The organism is Pseudomonas morbosilactucae (genome assembly GCF_023241665.1).
GTDB lineage: Bacteria > Pseudomonadota > Gammaproteobacteria > Pseudomonadales > Pseudomonadaceae > Aquipseudomonas > Aquipseudomonas morbosilactucae.
In genome coordinates this window covers 17,141-32,729 of the sequence record NZ_JALQCX010000004.1, presented here as the reverse complement: position 1 = coordinate 32,729, position 15,589 = coordinate 17,141, and the positions used below count along the sequence as shown (strand labels likewise).

The window sequence follows — 15,589 nt, the reverse complement described above, 5'->3', positions numbered from 1 at the left end:
GGGGATCGGTGCCGCGCAGGTCCAGGCTGAACTACGCTATTGCCCACCGCTACTTATGGAGAGTGTGATGCTAGCGCCCAGCAAACCCGCCAACGAAGCCGAACGCATCAAGACCTTGCAGGGCTTGAACGTACTGGACACCCCGGCCGAGGAACGTTTCGACCGTGTGGCACGCCTGGCCAAGCGTTTGTTCAACGTGCCGATTGCCCTGGTCAGCCTGGTGGACAGTGATCGGCAGTGGTTCAAATCGTGCTTTGGCCTGTGTGCCAGTGAAACCTCCCGGGACCTGTCGTTTTGCGGGCACGCGATTCTGGGGGACCAGATCCTGTTGATCCACGACGCCACCCTGGACTTGCGTTTCCATGACAACCCCTTGGTGATCGGCGAGCCGGGCATTCGTTTTTACGCCGGCTACCCGTTGACCGTGGGCCACGGCGCCAAGCTCGGCACCCTGTGCCTGATCGACGTCAGGCCGCGGGACCTGGACGACGAAGAGCGGGACCTGTTGCGGGACCTGGCGCGCATGGCCGAGCAAGAGCTGGCGGCGGTGCAGATGGCGAGCATGGACGAGCTGACCCTGCTCTCCAATCGGCGCGGCTTCGAGGCCCTGGCGCGGCATGCCCTGGCGGCCTGCCGACGCCTGGACCGACCCGCAACCCTGCTGTTTTTCGACCTGAATGAGTTCAAGCACATCAACGACACCTTCGGCCACGCCGAGGGCGATGCAGCGTTGAAAACCTTTGCCGATGTGTTGCGCATCGCCTTCCGCGAAAGCGACGTGATCGGCCGTCTGGGCGGTGATGAGTTCGTGGCCTTGCTGACCGGCTCCAACCACGTGGAAACCACGGCGATCATGGCGCGCCTGCAAGAGATCCTCGACGAGCGCAATGCCACCCTGCAGCGCGGTTATGACATCCGCTTCAGCGTCGGTCAGATCGAATTCGAGGCTGATCGCCACCTGGGTATCGAAGAACTGCTGGCGGATGCCGACAAGGCCATGTATTTGCACAAACACGCTGGCAAGCGCAGGCGCTGACGGCGCGGGGGGCGGCGTTGGCCAGCCCCCGTGTCGGCGGTTTTACTCGGCGCGGGCCGGCACCAGAAAGGCGGCTTCCAGCAGTTGCTGGGTATAGGCGTGTTGCGGGGTGGCAAAGATCTGCTGCGCGTCGCCTTGCTCCACCACCCGGCCTTGCTTGACCACCATCAACTGGTGGCTCAGGGCTTTGACCACCGCCAGGTCGTGGCTGATAAACAGGTACGTCAGGTTGTACTTGCTTTGCAGCTTGCGCAGCAGTTCCACCACTTGGCGTTGCACGGTGCGGTCCAGCGCTGACGTCGGCTCGTCCAGCAGGATCAGCCGGGGCTTGAGCACCAGGGCCCGGGCAATGGCGATGCGCTGGCGTTGGCCGCCGGAAAACTCGTGGGGGTAGCGGTGACGGGTTTCCGGGTCCAGGCCGACTTCCTTCAGGGCCTCGATGATCGCCAGCTCCTGTTCGGCCTCGCTGCCGATCTTATGGATGCGTAAACCCTCGCCAACGATCTGGCTCACGCTCATGCGCGGGCTGAGGCTGCCGAACGGGTCCTGGAACACCACCTGCATTTCCCGGCGCAGCGGCCGTACCTGTTGCTGGGACAAGGCGTCGAGCTGCTGGCCTTCGAAGCGGATCGAGCCCTGGCTGCCAATCAGGCGCAGGATCGCCAGGCCCAGGGTGGACTTGCCCGAGCCGCTTTCGCCGACGATGCCCAGGGTCTGGCCCTGGGGCAGGCTGAAGTGGATGCCGTCCACCGCCTTGACGTGGTCGACGGTGCTGCGCAACAGGCCTTTCTTGATCGGGAACCAGACTTTCAGGTCCTCGACTTCCAGCATCGGCGGGCCCACCGGGTTGCTGGCGGGGCCACCGCTGGGCTCGGCGCTCAGCAGTTCACAGGTGTAGGGGTGCTGGGGGGCGCTGAACAGCTGCTCGCACGACGCCTCCTCGACAATTCTCCCGCGCTGCATCACACACACACGATGGGCGATGCGCCGCACCAGGTTCAGGTCGTGGCTGATCAACAGCAAGGCCATGCCCAGACGCGCCTGCAGTTCCTTGAGCAGCTCTAGGATCTTCAACTGCACGGTGACGTCCAGGGCGGTGGTCGGCTCGTCGGCGATCAGCAGCTCCGGTTCGTTGGCCAGGGCCATGGCGATCATCACCCGTTGCCGCTGGCCGCCGGAGAGTTCGTGGGGCAGGGCCTTGAGGCGTTTGTGCGGCTCGGGGATGCCCACCAGCTCCAGCAGTTCCAGGGTGCGTTGGGTGGCGACCTTGCCGGTCAGCCCTTTGTGCAGGCCGAGCACTTCGTTGATCTGCTTTTCGATGCTGTGCAGCGGGTTCAGCGAGGTCATGGGCTCCTGGAAAATCATGGCGATCCGGTTGCCGCGGATATGGCGCAGGGTTTTCTCTTTCAGGGTCAGCAGGTCCTGGCCGGAATAGTTGATGGTGCCGGACGGGTGCCGGGCCAGCGGGTAGGGCAGCAGGCGCAGGATCGAGTGGGCGGTGACCGATTTGCCCGAGCCGCTTTCGCCCACCAGGGCCAGGGTTTCGCCCCGCTTGATGTCGAAGCTGATGCCTTCGACCACGCGCTGCTGTTGTTCGCCGACGACAAACTCGACAGCAAGGTCGCGGACTTCGATCAGATTGTCCTGATTCATCTCATTTCCTCGGGTCGAAGGCATCGCGGGCGGACTCGCCGATAAACACCAGTAAGCTCAACATGATCGCCAGCACGGCAAAGGCGCTGATGCCCAGCCAGGGTGCTTGCAGGTTGGATTTACCCTGGGCCACCAACTCGCCCAGGGACGGCGCGCCCGGGGGCAGGCCGAAACCGAGGAAGTCCAGGGCGGTCAGGGTACCGATGGCGCCGGTGAGGATGAACGGCATGAAGGTCATGGTCGAGACCATGGCGTTGGGCAGTATGTGGCGGAACATGATTGCGCCGTTCTGCATGCCCAGAGCCCTGGCGGCCCGCACGTATTCCAGGTTGCGCCCGCGCAGGAACTCGGCGCGCACCACATCCACCAGGCTCATCCAGGAAAACAGCAGCATGATCCCCAGCAACCACCAGAAGTTGGGCTGGACGAAACTGGCGAGGATGATCAGCAGGTAGAGCACCGGCAACCCGGACCAGATCTCCAGGAAACGCTGCCCGGCCAGGTCCACCCAGCCGCCATAGAAACCCTGCAAGGCCCCGGCGATGACGCCGATGATCGAGCTGAGGATGGTCAGGGTCAGGGCGAACAGCACGGAAATGCGGAAGCCGTAGATCACCCGGGCCAGCACGTCGCGGCCCTGGTCATCGGTGCCCAGCAGGTTGTCCGCCGAGGGCGGTGCCGGGGCCGGTACGCGCAGGTCGTAGTTGATGCTCTGGTAACTGAAGGGGATCGGTGCCCACAAGACCCAGGCGTCCTTGGCCGCCAGCAGCTCGCGGATGTAGGGGCTCTTGTAGTTGGCTTCCAGGGGGAATTCACCGCCAAAGGTGGTTTCCGGGTAGCGCTTGAGGGCCGGGAAATACCAGTCGTCGTCGTAGTGCACCACCAAGGGTTTGTCGTTGGCGATCAGCTCGGCACCCAGGCTCAGGCCGAACAGCACCAGGAACAGCCAGAGTGACCACCAGCCGCGTTTGTTGGCCTTGAAGCGCTCGAAGCGCCGACGATTGAGGGGGGACAATTTCATCTCAATGCTCCCGGCTGTCGAAGTCGATGCGCGGATCGACCAGGGTGTAGGTGAGGTCGCCGATCAGTTTCACCACCAGCCCCAGCAGGGTGAAGATGAACAGGGTGCCGAACACCACCGGGTAATCGCGGTTGATCGCCGCTTCAAAACTCATCAGGCCCAGGCCGTCGAGGGAGAAGATCACTTCCACCAGCAGCGAGCCGGTGAAGAAGATGCCGATAAAGGCCGAGGGGAAGCCGGCGATCACCAGCAGCATGGCGTTGCGGAACACGTGGCCGTACAGCACCTTGCGTTGGGTCAGGCCCTTGGCTTTGGCGGTGACCACGTATTGTTTGTTGATTTCGTCGAGGAAGCTGTTCTTGGTCAGCAGGGTCATGGTGGCGAAGTTGCCGATCACCAGGGCGGTCACCGGCAGTGCCAGGTGCCAGAAGTAATCGAGGATCTTGCCGCCCCAGCTCAACTGGTCGAAGTTGTTGGAGGTCAAGCCGCGCAGGGGGAACCAGTCGAAGTAACTGCCGCCGGCGAACACCACGATCAGCAGGATGGCGAACAGGAACGCCGGGATGGCGTAGCCGACGATGATCGCCGAGCTGGTCCAGACGTCGAAGTGGCTGCCGTGGCGGGTGGCTTTGGCGATCCCCAAAGGGATCGACACCAGGTACATGATCAGGGTGCTCCACAGCCCGAGGGAGATGGACACCGGCATCTTCTCCTTGATCAGGTCCACCACCTTGGCGTCACGGAAGAAACTGTCGCCGAAGTCCAGGCTGGCGTAGTTCTTGATCATGATCCACAGGCGTTCCGGCGCCGACTTGTCGAAGCCGTACATCTTCTCGATTTCCTTGACCAGGGCCGGGTCCAGGCCCTGGGCGCCGCGGTAGCTGGAACCGGCCACCGAGACTTCGGCACCGCCGCCGGCAATCCGGCTGGTGGCGCCTTCGAACCCTTCGAGCTTGGCGATCATCTGCTCCACCGGCCCGCCCGGCGCGGCCTGGATAATCACGAAGTTGATCAGCAGGATGCCCAGCAGGGTGGGGATGATCAGCAGCAATCGGCGAACGATATAGGCCAGCATCTTATTGCTCCGCGCCGGCTGCAGCGGCCGGCTCCTGAGGGCTCGGTTCGACCGCCGGCTTGGCATCGGGCTTGATCCACCAGGTGGCGGTGCCGACGTCGTACTTGGGCGAGACGCTCGGGTGGCCGATGTGGTTCCAGTAGGCCACGCGCCAGGTCTTGATGTGCCAGTTGGGGATCACGTAGTAGCCCCATTGCAGCACCCGGTCCAGGGCTCGGGCATGGGCCACCAGACTGCTGCGCGAGTCGGCGTTGATCAGGTCTTCCACCAGGGCGTCGATGGTCGGGTCCTTGAGGCCGATGAAGTTGCGGCTGCCGGGGTTGTCGGCGCTGGAGGTCTTCCAGTATTCACGCTGTTCGTTGCCCGGCGAATTGGACTGGGGGAAGCTGCCCACCACCATGTCGAAGTCCCGCGAACGCAGGCGGGTGATGTATTGCGAGACATCGACCCGGCGGATCACCAGGTCGATCCCCAGGTCGCTGAGGTTGCGTTTGAACGGCAGCAACACCCGCTCGAATTCGGTCTGGGCCAGGAGGAATTCGATCACCACCGGCTTGCCCTGGGCGTCGACCATCTTGTCGTCGACGATGCGCCAGCCGGCCTCCTGCAGCAGTTGGTAGGCCTGGCGCTGCTGGTTGCGGATCATGCCGCTGCCATCGGACACCGACGGCGCATAGGCCTCGCTGAAGACCTGGGCCGGCAGCTTGTCGCGCAGCGGCGCAAGGATTTTCAGTTCGTCAGGGCCGGGCAGGCCGGTGGCGGCCATTTCCGAGTTTTCGAAGTAGCTGCGGGTGCGGGTGTAGGCGCCGTTGAACAGCTGCTTGTTGCTCCACTCGAAGTCCAGCAGCAGGCTCAGGGCCTCACGCACGCGCACGTCCTGGAATACCGGGCGCCGGGTGTTGAAGACAAAGCCCTGCATGCCGGTGGGGTTGCCGTTGACGATCTGCTCCTTGATCAGGCGGCCCTGGGCCACGGCCGGGGTGTTGTAGGCGGTGGCCCAGTTCTTCGCGCTCATCTCCAGCCAGAAGTCGAACTGCCCGGCCTTGAGGGCCTCCAGGGCCACGGTGTTGTCGCGGTAGTAGTCGGTGGCCATGACGTCGAAGTTGTAGAAGCCGCGGTTGATCGGCAGGTCCTTGGCCCAGTAGTCCTTGACCCGCTGGTAGCGGATCGAACGCCCAGCCTTGACCTCCGAAACCTGGTACGGGCCACTGCCCAGGGGGATCTCCAGGTTGCCTTTGTTGAAGTCCCGGGTGGCCCACCAGTGCTTGGGCAGCACCGGCAATTGGCCGAGAATCAGCGGCAGCTCGCGGTTGTTGCTGTGCTTGAACTTGAACAGCACCCGCAGCGGGTCTTCGGCAATCACTTCGGCGACGTCGGCGTAGTAGGTGCGGTACAGCGGCGCGCCGGACTGGGTCAGGGTATTGAAACTGAACACCACGTCTTCGGCGCGGATGGGCTGGCCGTCATGGAAGCGTGCTTGCGGGCGCAGGTAGAAGCGCACCCAGCTGTTGTCCGGGGCCTTCTCGATCTGCCCGGCCACCAGGCCGTACTCGGTGAAGGGCTCGTCCAGGCTCTGGCGCATCAGGGTGTCGTAGATCAGGCTGATGTTGTCCGCCGGCACGCCCTTGTTGATGAACGGGTTGAGGCTGTCGAAGCCGCCGAAGCCGGCCTCGCGGAAGGTGCCGCCCTTGGGCGCGTCGGGGTTGACGAAGTCGAAGTGCTTGAAATTGGCCGGGTACTTCGGCGGCTCGCTGTACAGGGTCAGGGCGTGTTGCGGGGCGGCCTGGGCGATGCAGGCGACCCCCATCAGCAACAGGCCGCTGGTGCGCAGGAGCAGGTTACGCAAAGGCATCATTGGGCTTTCTCCGAAGCTTTCAGCCACCAGGCATTGAGGCCCAGGTTATAGGGCGGCGTGGTGACGAAGGCGAACCGGTTACGGTACGCCAGGCGGTGATAGTTGATGTACCAGTTGGGGATCATGTAGTGCTGCCACAGCAGGACCCGGTCCAGGGCCCGGCCGGCGGCCAGTTGTTCGTCGCGGCTCTGGGCGGCCAGCAACTGTTCCAGCAGGTGATCGACGATAGGGTTGTTGATGCCTGCGTAGTTCTTGCTGCCCTTGACTCCGACCTGGCTGGAGTGGAAGTACTGCCACTGCTCCAGGCCCGGGCTCAGGGTCTGGTTCATCGTCATGAGGATCATGTCGAAATCGAACTGGTCCAGGCGCTGCTTGTACTGGGCCCGGTCCACGGTGCGCAGGCGCGCGTCGATGCCGATGCTGGCCAGGTTCTCGATGTAGGGCTGGAGGATGCGTTCCAGGTTGGGGTTGACCAGCAGCACCTCGAAGCGCAACGGCTGCCCGGCGCTGTTCACCAGGCGCTGGCCGTTGAGGGTCCAGCCGGCCTCGCCAAGCAGGCCCAGGGCGCGACGCAAGGTTTCCCGGGGGATACCGCGGCCGTCGGTCTGGGGCAGCGTGAAGGGCTGGGTGAAGAGCTTGGCCGGCAGTTGCTCGCGGTAGGGCGACAGCAGCAGCCATTCGTGGCCCAGGGGCAGGCCGCTGGCGGCGAACTCGCTGTTGGGGTAGTAGCTGGTGGCGCGTTTGTAGGCGCCGCTGAACAGGGTGCGGTTGGTCCACTCGAAATCGAACATCAGCCCCAGGGCTTCACGAACCTTGGCGTCGGCAAAGGTGCTGCGCCGGGTGTTCATGAACAGGCCCTGGGTCTGGGTGGGAATCTGGTGCGCCACCTCGGCCTTGATCACGTCGCCGCGATTGACCGCCGGGAAGTGGTAGCCGTTGGCCCAGTTCTTCGCCTGGTGCTCGATGTAGATGTCGAACTCGCCGGCCTTGAAGGCTTCGAAGGCCACATCGCTGTCGCGGTAGAACTCCACCTCGACCTTGTCGAAATTATTGAAGCCGCGGTTCACCGCCAGGTCCTGGCCCCAGTAGTCCTTGACCCGCTCGAACACCAGTTGGCGCCCCGGCTGCACCTGGGTGATGCGGTAGGGCCCGCTGCCCAGGGGCGGCTCGAAAGTGGTGGCCTTGAAGTCGCGACCCTTCCAGTAATGCTGAGGCAGCACCGGCAATTCGCCCAGGCGCAGGATCAGCAGCGGATTGCCGCTGCGCTTGAACACAAAGCGGATGCGCTGCGGGCCGAGGATGTCGACCCGTGCCACTTCCTGCAGGTTGGTGCGGTATTGCGGGTGGCCTTCCTTGAGCAGCAGGCGATAGGAAAACGCCACGTCATAGGCGGTGATCGGCGTGCCGTCGTGGAAGCGTGCTTCGGGGCGCAGATTGAACACCACCCAGCTGCGGTCCTCGCTGTATTCCACGGAGCGCGCGATCAGGCCGTAGCTGGACGTGGGCTCGTCGCCGGAGGGGGCGTAGATACCGGTGCCCACCATCAGCGGCTCATTCAGCTCATTGACCCCGTACTGCAGGAAATTGGCCGTGGTGACCGGGCTGGTGCCCTTGAAGGTGTAGGGGTTGAGGGTATCGAAGGTGCCAAATGCCATGACCCGCAAGGTGCCGCCTTTCGGCGCTGCGGGGTTGACCCAGTCGTAGTGGGTGAATTTGGCTGGGTACTTGAGCGTGCCGAACTGCGCATAACCATGACTTTCGGTAATTGTCGCGCTTGCGGGAAAGCTCAAGGCCAGACTGATTAGTAGCGGGAGCAGGGGACGCATCAAGTCAGGGATCCGGTCCAGGCGGCTTGGGCTTTGTGGGCCGTACAGTAACAGCTTGTCTGGGCAGGAAAAAGGCCATCCCGGGTCGCCGGGTGCTGGTGTGTCAGCGAGGGGGGCAGGGCGGGGGTGGAATGCGGGGGAACGGGGGTAGAACGCAATCGCCGGCGAGCCGGCTCCTACAGGAGCGGGCTCGCCGGCGATCAGCTTAATGCGGTAGGTAGACCGTCAGCATCTGGCCCGGCTTCAGGGCCTGGCCGGCGCGTGGGTTCCAGCGCTTGAGGTGTTGCATTTCGACGTTGAAGCGCTTGGCAACCATGTACAGCGAGTCGCCTTGCTTGACCTTGTACTGGGTCGACTTCTTGTTGTTGGCCGCGACCACCGTGGTGCTGCGGCCCGAAATGCGCTTGCTTTTGTCCTGCATGACCAGGGTCTGGCCGACCTTGAGGTTCTTGCCGGTCAACTGGTTCCAGCGTTGCAGGTCCTTGACGTCGACCTTGTTGGCCTTGGCAATGGTGCCCAGGTTGTCGCCGCGCTTGACCCGGTAGGTGCGCTTGGCGCCTGCGATCTCGGTGCGGGTCGCGCCTTCGAACACCGGCTTGAGCGGACGCTGGCTGATGAGTTCTTCGGGGCGCATGGTCGACAGGCTGGTGGTCAGCAACTGCGCCTTGGAGGTTGGCACCAGTAGGTGCTGCGGGCCGTCGATGGTGGTGCGTTGCTTGAACGCCGGGTTGAGCTGGAACAGCTCGTCCTCGTCGATGTTGGCCACCGCCGCGACCTTGGACAGGTCCATGCGCTGGTTGATCTCGACCACCTGGAAGTACGGCTCGTTGGCAATCGGGTTGAGGTTGACGCCGTAGGCTTCCGGCGCCAGTACCACTTGCGACAGGGCCAGCAGCTTGGGCACGTAGGCCTGGGTTTCCGCCGGCAGCGGCAGGTTCCAGTAGTCGGTGGGCAGGCCGAGCTTTTCGTTGCGCTCGATGGCCCGGCTGACCGTGCCTTCGCCGGCGTTGTAGGCGGCCAGCGCCAGCAACCAGTCACCGTTGAACATGTCGTGCAGGCGGGTCAGGTAGTCCATGGCTGCGGTGGTCGAGGCGGTGATGTCGCGTCGGCCATCGTAGAAACGGGTCTGGCGCAGGTTGAAGTAGCGGCCGGTGGAAGGAATGAATTGCCAGAGACCCACCGCGTCGGCCCGGGAATAGGCCATCGGGTTGTAGGCGCTTTCAATCACTGGCAACAGGGCCAGTTCCAGCGGCATGTTGCGCTCTTCAAGACGCTCGACGATGTAGTGGATGTAGAGGCTGCCGCGTTCTCCAGCGTTTTCCAGAAAGGAAGGGTTGCTGGCGAACCACAGGCGTTGTTGTTCAATACGCGGGTTGACGCCCAACCCTTCTTGCAACTGGAAGCCCTGGCGCATGCGTTCCCAGACGTCCTGGGGGATTTGCGGGCTTGGCTGCTGGGTGCTCAACCAGATCGGTTTCTGCTTGATGCGGGCGTTGAAATTCTGAGTGTGCGTCGCTTCGCTCTGCGGGGCCGGGCCGGTGCTTTGGCACCCCGCGAGCGTAGCCGACACAGCCACGGCGATGGCCTGGGCCAAGCGCGTCAATGCGTCTGAACTGATGGAATTACGAATAGATGACGACATTGGCTGGAAGTAAGTTCCGGGCAAAAATGTCGGGCGATTCTAGGAAGCACCTCGGGTGCGGTCAACCATTCAGAATTTTTGTACCAATAGATAGCCTGCTTAGAACTTATCTTTCCAAGCGCGCAAGGCCGCAAAAACCGCAGTCTGCGACGGGTTATCCTGGCCATTCCGTTCGTCCGCTTTTTGTTTAACGGATGTTTCGGCCGTGCGCAGGAATGGGTTGGTGCGCTTCTCCAGGGCCAGGGTCGAGGGCAGGGTCATTTGCCCTTGTTCCCGACGTTCGATTACTTCTTGCAGGCGCGCCGCGATGTCTGCGTTGTCGGGTTCCACGGCCTGGGCGAAGCGCAGGTTGCTCAGGGTGTACTCGTGGGTGCAATAGACCCGAGTGTCGTCGGGCAGGGCGGCCAGGCGGGTAAGGGAATGGTGCATTTGCTCCGGGGTGCCCTCGAACAAGCGGCCGCAACCGGCGGCGAACAGCGTGTCGCCGCAGAACAGCAGGTCGCTGTGGTAATAGGCGATGTGCCCCAGGGTGTGGCCGGGCACGGCGATGACCTCGAACTCCAGGCCGAGCACGTTGACCCGGTCCTGGTCGCCCAGGGCCGCGTCGCGCCCGGGGATCGGCTCGTTGGCCGGGCCGTGGACCCGCGCCCCGCTGATTTTTTTCAGGGCTTCGACGCCCCCCACGTGGTCGTGGTGATGGTGGGTGATGAGGATGTCGCTCAGGACCCAGCCCGGGTGCTGTTGCAGCCAGGCCTGGACCGGTGCGGCGTCACCCGGATCGACCACCGCGCAACGCTGGAGGGTGGGATCTTGTAACAACCAGATGTAGTTGTCGGTGAACGCGGGCAGGGCACTGATCTGTATCATCGTCGGATTCGCCAAGGTGAAAACTATGGCGCATCTTAGAGCTTCTTGGCCCGTTGGAGAACGCAATGACCGATAAAGCCTTTGCTCAGGCCGATCCTGACTGGCTGGCGTTGATCAGCTCGGCCCGGGATTGGTTGTCCGGGCCCCTGGGGCAATTTTTGCTCGACGAAGAACGGCGCATGCTCGATGAAGAGCTGGGGCGTTTTTTTTGGTGGCTACCTGGTGCATTACGGCCCCTCGGCGGATGCCCCGCCCGTGGCGCCCCAGGTGCAGCGCAACGTGCGCCTGGGCGCGCCGTTGCCCGGGGTGGACATTGTCTGCGAAGAGCAGGCCTGGCCCCTCAGCGAACACGCTGCCGATGTGGTGGTGCTGCAACACGGCCTGGATTTCTGCCTGTCGCCCCACGGCCTGCTGCGGGAAGCGGCGAGCAGCGTGCGCCCGGGTGGCCATTTGCTGATCGTCGGCATTAACCCCTGGAGCAGTTGGGGCTTGCGCCATGTATTCGCCCATGACGCCTTGCGCCAGGCGCGCTGTATTTCGCCGTCGCGGCTCAGCGACTGGCTGAACTTGCTGGGCTTCGCGCTGGAGAAACGCCGCTTCGGGTGCTATCGTCCGCCGCTTGCGTCGTCCGCCTGGCAAGCACGGCTGGCCGGCTGGGAACGGGTGGCCGGCAACTGGCAACTGTCCGGCGGCGGCTTCTATCTATTGGTGGCGCGCAAGATTGCGGTCGGCCTGCGGCCGGTGCGCCAGGTCCGGCGCGAGCCTATGGGCAAGCTGGTCCCGCTGCCGATGGCCAAGGTCAACCGGCGTCACAGTGAGTCTTGACCCCCCACGGTTAATTTTTTAGCAGCGGCTGAGCGTGCTCAGCCCAGGCATCGCCGATCCTGGTCGGCGAGCCGCGTATTTTTGATGGAAGGCTTGGATGAGCGATAGCGTAGAAATCTTCACCGACGGCGCCTGCAAGGGCAATCCCGGCCCTGGCGGCTGGGGCGCACTGCTGGTGTGCAAGGGCGTGGAGAAGGAACTCTGGGGCGGCGAAGCCAATACCACCAACAACCGCATGGAACTGCTGGCGGCGATTCGCGGGCTCGAAGAGCTCAAGCGCGAGTGCGACGTGCTGCTGGTCACCGACTCCCAGTACGTGATGAAGGGCATCAACGAGTGGATGGCCAACTGGAAGAAGCGTGGTTGGAAAACCGCCGCCAAGGAGCCGGTGAAGAACGCCGACCTGTGGCAGCAGCTCGACGCCCAGGTCAACCGCCACAAGGTCACCTGGAAGTGGGTTCGCGGCCACACCGGCCACCACGGCAACGAGCGTGCCGACCAACTGGCCAACCGTGGCGTCGACGAAGTGCGCGGTTACAAGCAGAGCTGAACCCGTGCGGGCGCCGCTCTTCGGACGAGCGCCCGCAGCGCCTTTAGCGTGTTAAAATCCCGTCTTTTTGAAGCACTGAGAACCGATTCCTGATGGCCAACAGATCTGTTGTACTCGATACCGAAACCACTGGCATGCCGGTGACCGACGGCCACCGGATCATTGAAATCGGTTGCGTCGAGTTGATCGGTCGGCGCCTCACCGGGCGCCATTTCCATGTGTACCTGCAGCCGGACCGTGAGAGTGACGAAGGCGCCATCGGCGTCCACGGTATTACCAACGAGTTCCTGGTGGGCAAGCCGCGTTTCGCTGAAGTGGCCGATGAATTTTTCGAGTTCATCAAGGGCGCACAGCTGATCATCCACAACGCGCCGTTCGACGTGGGGTTCATCAACAACGAATTCGCCTTGATGGGTCGCAAGGACCTGGCGGATATCACCCAGCACTGCACCATCCTCGACACCTTGGTCATGGCCCGGGAACGCCACCCCGGCCAGCGCAACAGCCTCGACGCCTTGTGCAAACGCTACGACGTCGACAACTCGGGCCGCGAACTCCACGGCGCCTTGCTCGACTCGGAGATCCTCGCCGACGTCTTCCTGACCATGACCGGTGGCCAGACCAGCCTGTCCCTGGCCGGTAACGCCTCCGATGGCAATGGCGGTACCGACGGCGGGCGTGGCAGTGAAATCCGCCGCTTGCCGGCTGATCGCCAGCCCACCCGCATCATCCGGGCCACCGAGGCCGAGCTGACCGAACACCAGGTGCGCCTCGACTTGATCGCCAAGTCTAGCGGTGGCCCTTCGCTCTGGACCCAAATGGCTGAAGCCAAGGCCCAGCAGCAGTAAGTGTCCAGGGGCGATCTTTTGTTACCGCGCGGGTGACACACCACGCCGGGAGCTTCTACCCTGAGTTCATTGGCAGGCTGCGGCCTGCCGCCTCAGGATGCGTGACCCCATGTACAAAGACCTGAAATTCCCGATCCTGATCGTGCACCGCGACATCAAGGCCGACACCGTGGCCGGCGACCGGGTTCGTGGTATTGCCCGCGAGCTGGAGCAGGAAAGCTTCAGTGTGTTTTGTGCCGTGGACTACGCCGAAGGCCGGCTGGTGGCCTCGACCCATCACGGCCTGGCCTGCATGTTGATCGCCGCCGAAGGGGCTGGGGAAAACACCCATTTACTGCAAAACATGGTGGGGCTGATCCGCCTGGCCCGGGTGCGTGCGCCGGCGCTGCCGATCTTTGCCCTGGGCGAGCAGGTGACCCTGGAAAACGCCCCGGCCGACGCCATGAGCGAGCTCAATCAGCTGCGTGGCATTCTTTACCTATTCGAAGACACCGTGCCCTTTCTGGCCCGGCAAGTGGCCCGCGCCGCACGCAATTACCTGGATGGCCTGTTGCCGCCTTTCTTCAAGGCCCTGGTGCAGCACACCGCCGACTCCAACTATTCCTGGCACACCCCCGGCCATGGCGGCGGCGTGGCCTATCGCAAGAGCCCGGTGGGGCAGGCGTTCCATCAGTTCTTCGGGGAAAACACCCTGCGTTCGGACTTGTCGGTCTCGGTGCCGGAGCTGGGTTCGCTGCTCGATCACACCGGCCCCCTGGCCGAAGCCGAGGCCCGTGCGGCGCGCAATTTCGGCGCCGACCATACCTTCTTCGTGATCAATGGCACCTCCACTGCCAACAAGATCGTCTGGCACTCCATGGTCGCCCGCGATGACCTGGTGCTGGTGGACCGCAACTGCCACAAGTCGGTGCTGCACTCGATCATCATGACCGGCGCCATCCCCCTGTACCTGTGCCCGGAGCGCAACGAACTGGGGATCATCGGGCCGATCCCGCTCAGCGAATTCAGCCGCGAATCGATCCAGGCCAAGATCGACGCCAGCCCCCTGACGCGGGGTCGGGCGCCCAAGGTCAAGCTGGCGGTGGTCACCAACTCCACGTACGACGGCCTGTGCTACAACGCCGAGCTGATCAAGCAGAGCCTGGGCAACAGCGTCGAGGTGCTGCATTTCGATGAAGCCTGGTACGCCTACGCGGCGTTCCACGAATTCTTCGCCGGGCGTTATGGCATGGGCACCTCGCGCTCGCCTGACAGCCCGTTGGTGTTCACCACCCATTCCACCCACAAACTGCTGGCGGCCTTCAGCCAGGCGTCGATGATCCATGTGCAGGACGGCGGCGCGCGGCAGTTGGATCGGGATCGCTTCAACGAAGCCTTCATGATGCACATCTCCACTTCGCCGCAGTACAGCATCATCGCCTCCCTGGACGTGGCCTCGGCCATGATGGAAGGGCCGGCGGGGCGCTCGCTGCTGCAAGAGATGTTCGATGAAGCCCTGAGTTTTCGCCGGGCCCTGGCCAATCTGCGCCAGCACATTGCTGCCGAGGACTGGTGGTTCTCCATCTGGCAGCCGCCGCAGGTGGCCGGCATCGATCAGGTCAACACCGTCGACTGGTTGTTGGAGCCGGAAGGGGAGTGGCACGGCTTTGCCGGGGTCACCGATGACTATGTGCTGCTGGACCCGATCAAGGTCACCCTGGTCATGCCCGGCCTGACCGCGGGGGGCGCCTTGAGCGAGCGGGGGATTCCGGCGGCGGTGGTCAGCAAGTTCCTGTGGGAGCGTGGGCTGGTGGTGGAAAAAACCGGCCTGTATTCCTTTCTGGTGCTGTTCTCCATGGGCATCACCAAGGGCAAGTGGAGCACCTTGCTCACCGAGTTGCTGGAGTTCAAGCGCAACTACGACGCCAACGTCAGCCTCGGCGCCTGCTTGCCCAGCGTCGCCCAGCAAAGCCCCACGCGCTACCAGGGCATGGGCTTGCGCGACCTGTGCGACCAACTGCACGCCTGTTACCGCAGCAACGCCACGGCCAAGCACCTGAAGCGCATGTACACGGTGCTGCCTGAGGTGGCGATGAAACCCGCCGACGCCTATGACCACCTGGTGCGTGGCGAAGTCGAAGCGGTGTCCATCGATGCCCTGCAAGGGCGTATTGCCGCGGTGATGCTGGTGCCTTATCCGCCGGGCATCCCACTGATCATGCCGGGCGAGCGTTTTACCGAGTCCACCCGTTCGATCATCGATTACCTGGCGTTTGCACGGGCCTTCGACAGTAGCTTCCCCGGTTTTGTGGCCGATGTGCATGGGCTGCAACATGACGATCAAGGCGATGGGCGGGTTTACACCGTCGATTGCATCAACCTGTGAGTGCCCAAGGTTTGAGGACGTTTCCT

11 protein-coding genes and 1 pseudogene are annotated in these 15,589 nt (G+C 63.5%); 5 read left to right on the top strand and 7 right to left on the bottom strand.

Going from position 1 to position 15,589, the window contains the following annotated elements:
• Window positions 1-67 precede the first annotated feature (67 nt).
• Window positions 68-1,036, top strand: coding sequence for a sensor domain-containing diguanylate cyclase (locus tag M1B35_RS01020; RefSeq protein ID WP_123332374.1), 969 nt, complete (start codon window positions 68-70; stop codon window positions 1,034-1,036).
• Between the two features lie 42 nt (window positions 1,037-1,078).
• Here the strand turns inward: M1B35_RS01020 and M1B35_RS01015 are convergent, their stop codons facing one another.
• From M1B35_RS01015 to gloB, 7 genes are all read right to left on the bottom strand, one after another.
• The gene (locus M1B35_RS01015) at window positions 1,079-2,689 is read right to left on the bottom strand and encodes an ABC transporter ATP-binding protein (RefSeq protein WP_268260966.1); all 1,611 of its coding nucleotides are present in this window, start codon (window positions 2,687-2,689) and stop codon (window positions 1,079-1,081) included.
• A gap of 1 nt (window position 2,690) precedes the next feature.
• Window positions 2,691-3,710 (bottom strand): ABC transporter permease, encoded by a 1,020-nt coding sequence (locus M1B35_RS01010; RefSeq protein ID WP_268260965.1) that lies wholly within the window; start codon window positions 3,708-3,710, stop codon window positions 2,691-2,693.
• Window position 3,711: 1 nt separating this feature from the next.
• A complete protein-coding gene (locus M1B35_RS01005) occupies window positions 3,712-4,785 on the bottom strand; it encodes a microcin C ABC transporter permease YejB (protein ID WP_123332380.1) in 1,074 nt (357 codons plus the stop codon).
• Between the two features lies 1 nt (window position 4,786).
• Window positions 4,787-6,640, bottom strand: coding sequence for an extracellular solute-binding protein (locus M1B35_RS01000; protein WP_123332382.1), 1,854 nt, complete (start codon window positions 6,638-6,640; stop codon window positions 4,787-4,789).
• Window positions 6,637-8,466 (bottom strand): extracellular solute-binding protein, encoded by a 1,830-nt coding sequence (locus M1B35_RS00995; protein WP_268260964.1) that lies wholly within the window; start codon window positions 8,464-8,466, stop codon window positions 6,637-6,639. The genes M1B35_RS01000 and M1B35_RS00995 overlap by 4 nt, the downstream gene beginning before the upstream one ends.
• Before the next feature lie 205 nt (window positions 8,467-8,671).
• Complete coding sequence (locus tag M1B35_RS00990) at window positions 8,672-10,108, bottom strand: transglycosylase SLT domain-containing protein (RefSeq protein ID WP_123332386.1); 1,437 nt, start codon at window positions 10,106-10,108, stop codon at window positions 8,672-8,674.
• Between the two features lie 99 nt (window positions 10,109-10,207).
• Window positions 10,208-10,975 carry a hydroxyacylglutathione hydrolase gene (gene gloB, locus M1B35_RS00985; RefSeq protein ID WP_123332388.1) on the bottom strand — a complete coding sequence of 256 codons (768 nt, stop codon included), beginning with the start codon at window positions 10,973-10,975 and terminating at the stop codon, window positions 10,208-10,210.
• Between the two features lie 65 nt (window positions 10,976-11,040).
• Between gloB and M1B35_RS00980 the strand changes: the two are divergent.
• The 4 genes and pseudogenes from M1B35_RS00980 (at window position 11,041) to M1B35_RS00965 (ending at window position 15,563) form a co-directional block, all read left to right on the top strand.
• Window positions 11,041-11,800 (top strand): annotated as a pseudogene (locus M1B35_RS00980) (methyltransferase domain-containing protein).
• A 97-nt stretch (window positions 11,801-11,897) separates the two neighbouring features.
• On the top strand, window positions 11,898-12,350 hold the full coding sequence (gene rnhA, locus M1B35_RS00975; RefSeq protein ID WP_123332392.1) for a ribonuclease HI: 453 nt from the start codon (window positions 11,898-11,900) through the stop codon (window positions 12,348-12,350).
• A gap of 92 nt (window positions 12,351-12,442) precedes the next feature.
• Entirely contained in the window at window positions 12,443-13,198 is a 756-nt protein-coding gene (gene dnaQ, locus M1B35_RS00970) for a DNA polymerase III subunit epsilon (protein WP_123332394.1), read from the top strand.
• A 109-nt stretch (window positions 13,199-13,307) separates the two neighbouring features.
• The gene (locus tag M1B35_RS00965) at window positions 13,308-15,563 is read left to right on the top strand and encodes an arginine/lysine/ornithine decarboxylase (protein WP_268260963.1); all 2,256 of its coding nucleotides are present in this window, start codon (window positions 13,308-13,310) and stop codon (window positions 15,561-15,563) included.
• The last annotated feature ends 26 nt before the right edge of the window (window positions 15,564-15,589 follow it).

What these genes read in the sequence shown, in the direction of transcription:
- M1B35_RS01020 (WP_123332374.1), top strand. Translation starts at nt 68, where the DNA reads ATGCTAGCGCCCAGCAAACCCGCCAACGAAGCCGAACGCATCAAGACC.
- M1B35_RS01015 (WP_268260966.1), bottom strand. Translation starts at nt 2,689, where the DNA reads ATGAATCAGGACAATCTGATCGAAGTCCGCGACCTTGCTGTCGAGTTT.
- M1B35_RS01010 (WP_268260965.1), bottom strand. Translation starts at nt 3,710, where the DNA reads ATGAAATTGTCCCCCCTCAATCGTCGGCGCTTCGAGCGCTTCAAGGCC.
- M1B35_RS01005 (WP_123332380.1), bottom strand. Translation starts at nt 4,785, where the DNA reads ATGCTGGCCTATATCGTTCGCCGATTGCTGCTGATCATCCCCACCCTG.
- M1B35_RS01000 (WP_123332382.1), bottom strand. Translation starts at nt 6,640, where the DNA reads ATGATGCCTTTGCGTAACCTGCTCCTGCGCACCAGCGGCCTGTTGCTG.
- M1B35_RS00995 (WP_268260964.1), bottom strand. Translation starts at nt 8,466, where the DNA reads ATGCGTCCCCTGCTCCCGCTACTAATCAGTCTGGCCTTGAGCTTTCCC.
- M1B35_RS00990 (WP_123332386.1), bottom strand. Translation starts at nt 10,108, where the DNA reads ATGTCGTCATCTATTCGTAATTCCATCAGTTCAGACGCATTGACGCGC.
- gloB (WP_123332388.1), bottom strand. Translation starts at nt 10,975, where the DNA reads ATGATACAGATCAGTGCCCTGCCCGCGTTCACCGACAACTACATCTGG.
- rnhA (WP_123332392.1), top strand. Translation starts at nt 11,898, where the DNA reads ATGAGCGATAGCGTAGAAATCTTCACCGACGGCGCCTGCAAGGGCAAT.
- dnaQ (WP_123332394.1), top strand. Translation starts at nt 12,443, where the DNA reads ATGGCCAACAGATCTGTTGTACTCGATACCGAAACCACTGGCATGCCG.
- M1B35_RS00965 (WP_268260963.1), top strand. Translation starts at nt 13,308, where the DNA reads ATGTACAAAGACCTGAAATTCCCGATCCTGATCGTGCACCGCGACATC.